Here is a 10,446-nt window from a genome sequence, read left to right as displayed (position 1 = left end):
GAGGCTGATGAGACCAACAACGTCATGAGCAAGGAGATCGTCGTCGGCGCCACCCCGGCTCCCTCCGGGAAGCCGGACCTCGTGGTGACTGACATCTCCTGGAACCCGGCAAGTCCGGCAACCGGGAGTGCGGTGACGTTCTCGGCCACCCTCAAGAATCAGGGGACTGCCCCCGCGCCTGCGGGAGTCATCACCGGTGTTGCTTTCCTCGTGGACGACAGTCTTACTGTCTGGTCGGATAGCCACACCTCTGCGATCCCACCTGGTGAATGGGTGACCGTGACCGCGAACGGCGGTCCGAGTGGTTCTGCCATCTGGGAGGCAACTTCCGGGACGCACACCGTCCAAGCCTGGGTGGATGATATCGATCGGATTGCCGAGGCTGATGAGACCAACAACGTTATGAGCAAGGAGATCGTCGTCGGCGCCACCCCGGCTCCCGTCAGGGGAGACCTCAACGGAGATGGCAGTGTTGACTGGGCCGACGTGACGGTCGCTGCCGAGATGGCGCAGGGGAAGACCACCCCCAACACGGCTGCCGACCTTGACGGAAACGGCACTGTGGACTGGAACGACGTTGCCCTGCTCGCTGACTTCTTCTTCGGCAGGACTTCCTCGCTCTAACGCCTGTACCGGGAGCGGAGATATCTCCCTCTCTCCTGCTTTATTTTGCCCGGTTGCTAGCCGGAAATTTCTCTGCCGCTCTCGTGAACGTTACTGGTGGAGCATATCCCAAACGCTTATGAGGCTGCGCAGATCAGAAACTGAATTGTTGAAAATACTTTCCTCGTCGTAGCTCGGGTCTATGGTGTGATCTAATAGGGGTTGGGGCGTTTTAGGGCTAAATCTATTCTTCAAATTGACATATTTGTCATTTGGGGCCATACTTGTGTTGAAGTAAACTGATGCGAAATTGATCTTCAATGGCAGTCCGTTCCGTCCAAACCTTAGCGTGAGGACATATGAGCGAAAGCCTGTGGATTGGATATTCTCAGGAAGTGTCTCCTTGCTACCGTCATCGATAAGGATGGTCCACAGGGAACACTGGTTCAATCACACTCAAACCGATCTCTTCGCGATCGAGGGATTGGGCCTCCTCCATGGCTGCGAGGTTGTAAACTGTAATCTACTGGCGACTACGGAATGCAGATCTACGACCTGTTAGAGGGTCAGATCTTGGTGTTCGGTGAGTACAACATCAAGGTTAGTCTCTCTCATAAATGGACCAATAACGTCGATGTTGCTTGGATTGCCAGTTGATCCTGCATGATCTCATTCCCGCTTTCCGGGTATCCTGGACAGCGATCCGGGACGTGCGCTCTTTCATTCAGCCTGCCGATTTATACGTGAAACTATATATGCAATGATGATAACTACGTTCTTGCACCGTATGATTGAGTAGTTAACGACCTTACTCGGACGGCGTACCATAACCTGAAGGGAGATGTCCATGAAAGTGGCCCTTCTCTGCCAATATGCCAGAGAGATGGAATCGTATAAAGGTTCAAACATCTACACATCAGAACTGATATCACGCCTTGCCGGGCATGATGATATCGATCTGCATCTCATCACTATGGGTAGCGTAAACGCTACACGGCAGGAAGACGGGCTTACCTATCACATTCTCCGTAAGGGCGATCTGCTCTCCTTCCCGTATTTCCATCCTCTAGTGCTCTACAGGATGGCAAAGACAGTCAGCTCCATCGGGCCTGATATTGTCCATGTGCTCTCTACCCAGTATCCCTATTCCACAGCATGCATGCTCCTGCGGAGCGACTACCCCACCCTCGTGACAGCGTTTGGCGTCTTGGAGAGAGAGATTGCATACTACCGTGAGGATATGCGCCCGCTAGATCGGGCTCTCTCATACATCTTCCACACCTTCTTCATCCTGAACGAACGGTGGGTACTCTCACGTGCCCCCGAAATTGTTGTAGATGCCTCATCAGTCAGTGAACTTCTCCGCACGCCGGAAAACGGTCGAGTCCACGTCGTTGCCGCTGGGCTTGACCTCGAACGGCTCCGGTCGCCACTTCTCTCTCTCCTGCCGGGGGAAGGACCAGATATCGTCTTTATCAACACGCTCATCCGGCTGAAGGGTGCGGATGTTCTGTTGAGGGCTTTGCCGGGCGTAGTGGAGGCATTCCCAGACCTCAGGGTCTGTATCGGGGGAAAAGGGCCCCAGGAACCCGAACTCCGGAGACTTGCCCGGGACCTGGGGCTTGAGAGGAACGTCACCTTTCTCGGTTTCGTGCCGGACGAGGAGAAATACTGCTGCTACCGGCAGTGCAAGATAGTGGTCGTCCCGTCCCGATGGGACTGTCAGCCCTCTCCCCTTTTTGAGGCCGCAGCGTTCGGCAAACCCGTAATCGCGTCAGATATGTCCCACCCCGGTATCGTTGAGGACGGGGTGACTGGGATCATATTCCGTTCTGAAGACGCGGCTGGGCTCGGTGAGAGGATACTCTTGCTCTTGGGAGACGATGCTGCATGCGAGAGAATTGGTCGGGCGGCAGCGGCCAGGGTTGATGATTACGACTGGTCGAGGGTTGCCGAGCGCTATGTTGGGATCTATAAGGATGTAGTTGGGGAGTACGGTGGACGGACTACAGCGCCTATCGGCGCTTATCGGGAGAGGTGATCTGAACTGTACGCAGGGACTATCACGGGAGAGATTGCTGTTGGACCGCTTACCTCTCCGATCGAGCGATCGGATCTGCGCCCCACCGCCAACCCCGTTGGGATTCTGTCAAGTCTTACGGATGAACGAACCCCGCTAGTGGTGGGGAACGTCGGGCGGGTGTTCGAGAATAGCATTGTTGGGCAGGTGATGATCGCGGGGTGGAACCGACACGAGGACTTCTCCCCTGATCCCAACAGCATCAGGCTGCTTGTGCCCCCTTCCTATACAGTCGGGCTTCCGAGCCTCAGTATCGAGGCTGTGGTCTGCAGCACGCCCGCACTCGCCGCACTCGTGGGTACTGTGCCCGACTTCATTAGGGATGGTGAAACTGATTTTACCTTAGCATCAAACACCCTGGAAGACATCGTAATCTCTATCCTAGATGTCCTCGGGCGCTGGAACCCGGTACCGGTTTCTAGGGTCGCTAGGGAGTGCGTGGAACCGGAGATCACCTCCGAACGGGTGGTGGCGCAATCCACTGCCATCATCGACGGGCTCGGGAGTTGATCGCCGCGTGCATCTAGATAAGGCCCTCGCCTACCTCGGCATCGTCGCCTCGGTTATCCTTGTCATCTACCTCGCGCTCACTACTGGACGCCTGGTATACATGCTTGCCGGTGTCCTTGTCCTCCTCTCTTGCCTGCTCTGGCTTGCTATCAGGGAGAATGCACAATCGGCGTTTCCGGGACCGCAGCTCGCCGGAGTGAGTCCCGGTAAGGATCGGCTCTCCGCCGTGCTGTTCATTCTCTTCCTAGCCCTTTATGTGTTGAGCATCGCCGTGCTCTACCTCCGCGCCTCTCAGTATGAGCGGCCGCCTGGTTACTTCATCCTGACTTCGCTCATGGCTGGTGTCATCGCTGTCGAAACTCTCCTTCCATGTCGGAGAAAGGCGTCCGAGATTCTGTTGCAGGTAATTCTCCTTGGAATATCGGTGGTGTGGTCGCAGATCCTGATCATCCCGGGTATGATGCAATCTGACCCCTGGGCGCACAAGATGTTTGTATTACAGATGCTGGATCTCCATACTATTCCCCAAGGCTACATGTACACCTACATACCGCTCTTCCACCTGGAGATTGCCGGAACCTCGCTCCTGGCTGGATTGGACTATAGGCTCGCGACGATGTTTTCAGTGAGCCTGGCGCAGCTTGTAATCTTCCCGCTGGTCATCTACTCCCTTGGAACGGCCCTCTTCAATGATGAGCGGATCGGGCTGCTGGGCGGGCTCATGCTGATCACCGCAAACCAGCAGATCAGCATGGGTGTCGTGTCGATCCCTAATGCCTTCGCCGCGGTATTTATGGCCCTTGTCATCTATCTTCTATTCAAACTAAAATCTACCAGCCCAATTTGGGCTAGAAACCTTGCGCTCATCCTCCTTTTTGCCATCATCCTGACACACACCATCACAGCAGCATGCATGGCGTTGGTGCTCTATTTGACGTGGGGTGCATGTAGATTCTACGACCACATCAGGAGAGACGGCAGCACGGAAGCGTATCCTGTTACATTGGCTCTGGCCTCACTATTTCTGGCTACCATGCTTGGGTGGTGGTACTTTGTCTCAGGGCATTTTGCAGTTCTCTTGGACTTGATCCGGCAGGGTTTTTCCCAAGACTACTTCGTCCAGAATCCAAGAGTTATCGACATTTATCACGAGTTTGTGCCGGTTCTAGAACAGATCTTTAACAACACTGGCATGTTCCTCTTCTTCGCTCTGAGTCTCGTCGGCATCTTTTACCTGGTGGCACGAAGGGAGAGGAATGGTTTTGCCCTAGGGGTGGTGGGGATCACCATTCTTGCCCTCGGTTTCTTTCCGCTCGTGACGGGGCTCTCGTTCATCGAGCACAGGTGGTGGTACTTCGCCCAGATATTCCTCTCTGTCCCGCTCACGGCATCGCTACTACTGGTTATAGGGCGGTCCCGCAAAAGAACGGTTACGCTCCTGTTTGCTGCATGCATCAGCCTCTTTGTCTTTGCCATGATCGCAAGCCCGGCAGCAAACAACGACAATCCGTTTCTCTCACCGAACAGTGCCGTAAGAACCGGATTCACGAAGTCGGAGTTGCGGGCATTTGACACGGTGGATAGCATACGGGCTGGCCCGGTCGGGGCGGACAGGTATGCTCGGGTTGTGAATTACGTCGCCTCAGATCCAGATTTCATCATACCTATCGACGAGATGCTCATCGAGGGGGCCTATCGTTCGCATGGAATAAGCACAGTTCTGGTACGGGACTATATCAGGGATCATACTATTATCTGTTACGATGGGATGTTTCGGTTAACGCATGACCCGGAGAGAACACTCGATAGGGAAGAGTATGACAGGGTGTATGAATCAGGTTCAGCCAGCCTGTTTGTGCTCAATAACTCGTAAACTTGGTGAACCGATGTGGATATTTGTAGCCATGTAATCATGAAGCATGCTGAGGGTGCTGCCAGTGGTGAGGAAAACTATGCGGGTCGGACGATCGGAGGTTGTGCCTGTAGTCGTCTGGATGCTAGGGGTATCGCAGCGTATCTAAACAGAAGATTGGTCAGGCACCCTTCAGATCCTATCTTTTATACTGGATTACAGCTATCTCTTGCTCCCGCAGTCTTGAACAGAACTCTGGTATAAATGCCAGCGATGTATTAGATGTCACCATGGGTCGGATCAGGTAGCATATGAAGGGTTCTTCCAAGTTTGCATTCGATATCAGCTGGGTGTTTGTCAGTCAGATCGTCGCTCTCGGCTCTGGTTTTCTCTTAAACATCATACTGAGCCGGTGGCTTGGTCCAGCGGACTTCGGGCTATACACCCTTACGCTGACTCTATTCACCGTATCTACGCTGGTCGCGGGCATCGGCATCCCGGAGACGATCGTAAAGTACGTGGCTGACTACAAGGACGATCAGGAGCGGCTGAACACCATCGTCACCACAGGAGTTATCAATTCAATCCTGCTCGGTACCGTAGCCAGTCTTGTCTTCTTCCTCTTCTCAGGAGAAATTGCAGAGATCTTTGGGATGCCGGATTTGGCTGGCCTTATCCGGATTATTGCGCCTGCTATATCGCTCTCTGTCGTCAACACTACGCTCCTCAGCCTCCTGAACGGGCTGCGGGAGATGAGATCCTACTCGTTCCGATTCATACTCCGCTCGTTCCTTCTGATAGTGCTGGCGACGCTATTCATACTTTCGGGCTTTGGTGCGGCCGGAGCAGTGTTGGCACTGTTGTTGACCGAGATCGGGACGTTTGCGTTTGTCATCTCGGTCGCCCGCCGGCACTTCAGCCTCCAGGTTGTCGACCACTGGGCGACAACAAAGAAGATACTGACATTTGGGAGTCAGGTTTTCATCGCAGGTGCGATCTTCCTAATCAACACCTATACCGACACTCTCCTCATTGGGTATATGCTGACGGATGCTGATGTCGGCTGGTATGCGGTTGCGTTCGCAATAGCCCGGGTGGCCTTTCTCTCGCTCCCCGGTTCGATCTCCACGGTCAGTTACCCCGCGATATCAGAGTATTACAGCAAAGGTCTTCGAGATGCAGTTGAGGCCGTGATAACTAGGTCAATTAGGTACTGCCTGATCCTTCTTTCGACGGTGGGCCTTGTCCTCATCTGTCTCTCCGAGGCAATTATCACGTTCGTTTTCGGCCCTGCTTACTTGCCGGCCGTGCCAGTCATCATTATCCTCGTGTATGGGATGATTGTATTCGGAGCGGTATCATCCATTGGACCGGCCATCAGCGCCATGAACAGGCCCGGGCTCTCTTCAAAGGCGACCCTCGTGATGGCGGGAGCCAACGTCTGTTTCGACGTGACGCTCATTCCCCTGTTGGGTATAACCGGTGCGGCTATCGGCACGGTCGGATCGTACACGATACTCGCAGTGCTGATACTCTGGGTACTTCATCATGTCTTTGATATACGGATCGAGTCCGCGACTATCATAACAACGTTTGGGGTCATCACAGTACTTATAATTGCTTTTTTCCTGTTGCGGGACATGATTCACCCATATGTACTTGCAGTTCTCTTCACTGGTCTGTATGGTGTCTATATTTACCGGATTTTACTGACACCTGACGATAAAAGAGAGTTCTTCAGTATGGTCTCCCCGATATTCGTGCGCATCGCCGCAGGTCGTCTCAATAGACGCTGATCAGAGGATCGCTCCGCCATAGGAACCGAAATGAATATGGGAGTAGCCCAAAGCGGTGATGATGGACGCACTGGCCACCTGCTCGATATAGGCAAACGGAGATCCACCCCCTGGTGGCGACTCGATAGTTACCGTGTGCATGAGTACGCAGAGGAGGTGAGTGCGGCAGATGGAACGGTGAATTGAGAGAGATCCACATTGTGATCAGGTCTCTCCTCGTCGGTCTCCCCAAAGGTATGATCTCCACTCGAATCAGAGAGATGAGGTCCAGAAACAATTACAGATCGTACTACTTAAGAGCAACAGTGCTGGCTCCTGGGAATCTGGCGCGATCCTCTTGACGCAAAACCACGGATCTCACTGCTTTGTAGAGGTCAGCGGCTTCCGACCTATCTGAGCAAGCAGGGCCAGCCGGGACTCGATACGGTAAGTTTCAAGGTCGACCCGTGTGGCGCCGAAGCTTTCTTTAAATTTTTGAACTCCCTGCAGATTCCCGCTTCCCCCGAGGTTTACAAGTGAGTATCCCTTCTCTTGAGCAGACTGTAGGGCATCGTGAAGGAGCAGATGAATTGGGCGGAAAGAACGGGACGCTTCCGGGGCTGCGTTGCTCCATGTGAACATGGTATCCATGTACTCGAACGTCACGAGACCTCCGATAACTGCACCGTGCATCTCTGCCAGGCGCACCTGGACATACGGGCGGCCGTAGCGGTGCAGGAGATCATAGAAATCTAGGGAATAGGGTGGTATTCGATGTCCCCACTCTCTTGCTCTCCTCTCGTAGAGGGCGTAATACTGTCGAAACTGCATGAGACTATCTTTCTGGACGGTCTCGACATGGTTCCGCTCGGCAACCCTGATATCCCGCCGCACATGCCTGTTATATTTCTCCTCCACCGCACCTCCAGGCCCCCGCAGGCGCACGATGTGTGTATAATTCCATTGGGATAGGGTCTTCCGGATACGGGGGAGGCCGTCAGCCTGCAACGTGGCGCCTGGCGGCAGCGCGATATCAAGGGAAAGATGCCTCCCTCCGGCCATGCTGGCGATTACACTCAGCAGGAGTCTGTCGGAGGCGTCCGAAGATGAGAAAATACCGCCGTATCCGTGGGGGACGGCCTGGTAGAAGGAAAACCCGAACCGTCGCGACTCCATCATCGGGATGAGTATGTCGCCCTCGGGGGTATGGTATAGCCTTGTCGCAACTCGATAGTTGAACGCCTCTTTCATGATCTTCGCCCACTCGGGGGTATGGAAGAAATAGACGTTCTCTCTGCCATCAAGAAACGATCTCCAGGTGCCGGGAGAGACTGAATCAGTGTACTCAAACTGCATAAGTCACTGCCACCACACAACCTGCTATATCTCCCTACCTGGCCTGGTGTTGTCGCTAAACCCCGCAAGGCAGGCAGTCATACCCTCGATATCATCCGGGGTCACGCCGCAGTGGACTGGGATATTGATGATTCGCCCGGTCAGGTAACTGGTTACGGGAAACGCATCTCTCAGTCGTGACGCGACGTGCCGGAACCGGGGAAGCAGGTGTACCGGCCTTGGCCACTGGATGTTCCCCATCTCGTATCCCCGGATTCTTGCGTTCCTGATGATTGCGGAGAGCGGGTGGTTGGTCTGGTTTATCATGTTGCATTTCAGGAATGCGGGAACCTTACCTGGGGAGACCTTCGGGAGTAAGAAGGACGGGTTATCCTGCATGGCGTCGTAAATGAGGTGGGCATTCCTGTTCCGGATCGCGTTTACCGCCTGAAGGTCTTTTAATCCCCAAAACCCCGCGAGAGCCCTTGGAACGCCCATCAGCAAGTTACCTGACCCTATTCTCTTGATGGGCGGGCGGAAGACTCTTGACTTGACCTCTCCTGCGCGCAAGAGCGCTTTCTTCACAACCACGTTCCTCATATGGGGCGGTACATAACCGGTCTTATCGATCTCCCGTTCGATGTATGGGAGAAGAGCATCCTGAATGTCTTCCCATGCTGCGCACCTCTGTACCAGGTTATCTATAAGACCGAAGATCTCTTGATCGGCCCGGCAGCAGTTCTGACCAAAGTATGCGAGAAGGTCTGTTTTGTAGACTGCCCGCTCTGTGGCCATATGTTGGATGAGCATGCCGTAGACGTAGCATTTCTCATTGTAGAGCGGCATACGCATGCAGGATTTTATGACCCGCTCCACATCTTCGAAAAAGGCCGGATTGTTGACGGCCAGCATCCCCCCTTCGCCAGTCGTGAGGTGTTTTTCGTAGTTAAAACTAAAAATAGCAAAATCTCCTAATATCCCGGTGTTCTTCCCCTCAAACTCCGCACCGAGGCACTGGGCACAGTCCTCTATGACAGAGCAGCCGTTATCCTTGGCAATGGCCGGTAAGTCCGCGATATCGCATGGGATTCCAAAGAGGTGCGTTGCAATTATCGCTTTTGTCCGGTTTGTTATCTTCTCTTCAAAATGCCCTGACGGGACGTTGAAGTCGTCAAGTGCCGGTTCGACGAAAACCGGGGTCGCCCCGGACTCCAGGATGACGTCGACGACCCCCTCGTAGGTGAAGTCAGGAACAAGCACCTCGTCGCCCGGAGAGATGTTCAAAGCCCGTAACGCTATTAGCAGGGCTGCACGGGCCTGGTTTGTCGCATAGCACCGTTCTGCCCCGATGTAATCGCGAAAACGGTTCTCGAAGTCGAGGATGTGGTTCTCATCCTCCAAGTCTTCTCCAGACAGTGTATCGACGATCCGCTCGACGTTCAGGTATGCTCGAGACCGCGCTAACATTATTTCTCCCCCAAGACAATGGACAGGGTGCAGTGATCGCAGCACGTATATAATCTTCTCCCCCGGGTGAAGAGCCCCGGCCGGGCCATCCCCCTGCTGGTGTTGGTCGAGGGAGGAGTGGAGCATCATCCTCCAGATTGCCCGGAGGCGCCATCTCGCACTAGCAGATAAACCCGCTGTTGCCACCTTTCCCGGCCCTGGTCAGGCCTTTGAGTTTCTCGATGGTGTAACTCAACCCGTGCACGATGTAGTAGTTTGACTCCTGCCCCCTCACTGTAGTCTCTCCAACCCGGAGCGCCTTCTCGAGGTCTGTGCCTGCGCAGATTGTAACACCCCTCCCGATCTCAGTGTAAACATGTGCATCGCTCCCACCGGTCACCGGTTTTCCGGAGGGCTGCCCAAGCGTCGCAGCGATCGCGTTGATGCGACGCCGTGACCTGCTATTAAATACTTCAATGAGATCCACCTGCTCCATCAGGGATCTGGGTGAAGGATATTGCCGGTAGGGATGGGCAAGGACAGCAAGGCCGCCCTGGGCCCGGATCTCCTTGACTACATCGTCAAACTTCCGTGCTACGATCTCCGCATCGAGAAACAGGCCCAGAATGTCGCCGTACTCTGTTTTTATCTCTGCACCGATGACAACCAGGAAATCTTTGTCCCGATTTGCCTCATGGGCAAGGATGCCTCCGCGAATGGTGTTGTGGTCCGTTACTGCTATGCCGGCGAGGCCCCGCTTCCTGGCAATACTTACAATTTTGGCGGGGTCCATAAGAGAATCCCGGGAACAGCGGGAGTGAATGTGCAGATCGGCGATCATCTCA

General features: G+C 54.3%; 8 protein-coding genes. 5 read left to right on the top strand and 3 right to left on the bottom strand.

Annotated elements, in window-relative coordinates; translation table 11 throughout:
* From BRA49_RS08720 to BRA49_RS08700, 5 genes are all read left to right on the top strand, one after another.
* A partial coding sequence (locus BRA49_RS08720; protein WP_292385233.1) for a CARDB domain-containing protein occupies positions 1 to 624 on the top strand: 624 nt, incomplete at its 5' end.
* 826 nt (positions 625 to 1,450) lie between these two features.
* Positions 1,451 to 2,644, top strand: coding sequence for a glycosyltransferase family 4 protein (locus tag BRA49_RS08715; RefSeq protein WP_292385231.1), 1,194 nt, complete (start codon positions 1,451 to 1,453; stop codon positions 2,642 to 2,644).
* Between the two features lie 138 nt (positions 2,645 to 2,782).
* Positions 2,783 to 3,193 carry a glycosyltransferase gene (locus BRA49_RS08710; protein ID WP_292385230.1) on the top strand — a complete coding sequence of 137 codons (411 nt, stop codon included), beginning with the start codon at positions 2,783 to 2,785 and terminating at the stop codon, positions 3,191 to 3,193.
* Positions 3,194 to 3,200: 7 nt separating this feature from the next.
* Entirely contained in the window at positions 3,201 to 5,066 is a 1,866-nt protein-coding gene (locus BRA49_RS08705; protein ID WP_292385228.1) for a hypothetical protein, read from the top strand.
* A 290-nt stretch (positions 5,067 to 5,356) separates the two neighbouring features.
* A complete protein-coding gene (locus tag BRA49_RS08700; protein ID WP_292385227.1) occupies positions 5,357 to 6,841 on the top strand; it encodes a flippase in 1,485 nt (494 codons plus the stop codon).
* Between the two features lie 357 nt (positions 6,842 to 7,198).
* Here BRA49_RS08700 and BRA49_RS08695 read toward each other — a convergent pair whose 3' ends face one another.
* The 3 genes from BRA49_RS08695 to BRA49_RS08685 form a co-directional block, all read right to left on the bottom strand.
* The gene (locus tag BRA49_RS08695; protein WP_292385225.1) at positions 7,199 to 8,176 is read right to left on the bottom strand and encodes a GNAT family N-acetyltransferase; all 978 of its coding nucleotides are present in this window, start codon (positions 8,174 to 8,176) and stop codon (positions 7,199 to 7,201) included.
* A 24-nt stretch (positions 8,177 to 8,200) separates the two neighbouring features.
* Positions 8,201 to 9,622 carry an aminotransferase class I/II-fold pyridoxal phosphate-dependent enzyme gene (locus BRA49_RS08690; RefSeq protein ID WP_292385223.1) on the bottom strand — a complete coding sequence of 474 codons (1,422 nt, stop codon included), beginning with the start codon at positions 9,620 to 9,622 and terminating at the stop codon, positions 8,201 to 8,203.
* 160 nt (positions 9,623 to 9,782) lie between these two features.
* Entirely contained in the window at positions 9,783 to 10,442 is a 660-nt protein-coding gene (locus BRA49_RS08685) for a PHP-associated domain-containing protein (RefSeq protein ID WP_292385222.1), read from the bottom strand.
* Positions 10,443 to 10,446 lie beyond the last annotated feature (4 nt).

It is taken from the genome of Methanoculleus sp. UBA430 (assembly GCF_002506585.1).
GTDB lineage: Archaea > Halobacteriota > Methanomicrobia > Methanomicrobiales > Methanoculleaceae > Methanoculleus.
This window is presented reverse-complemented; position numbering and strand designations above follow the sequence as displayed.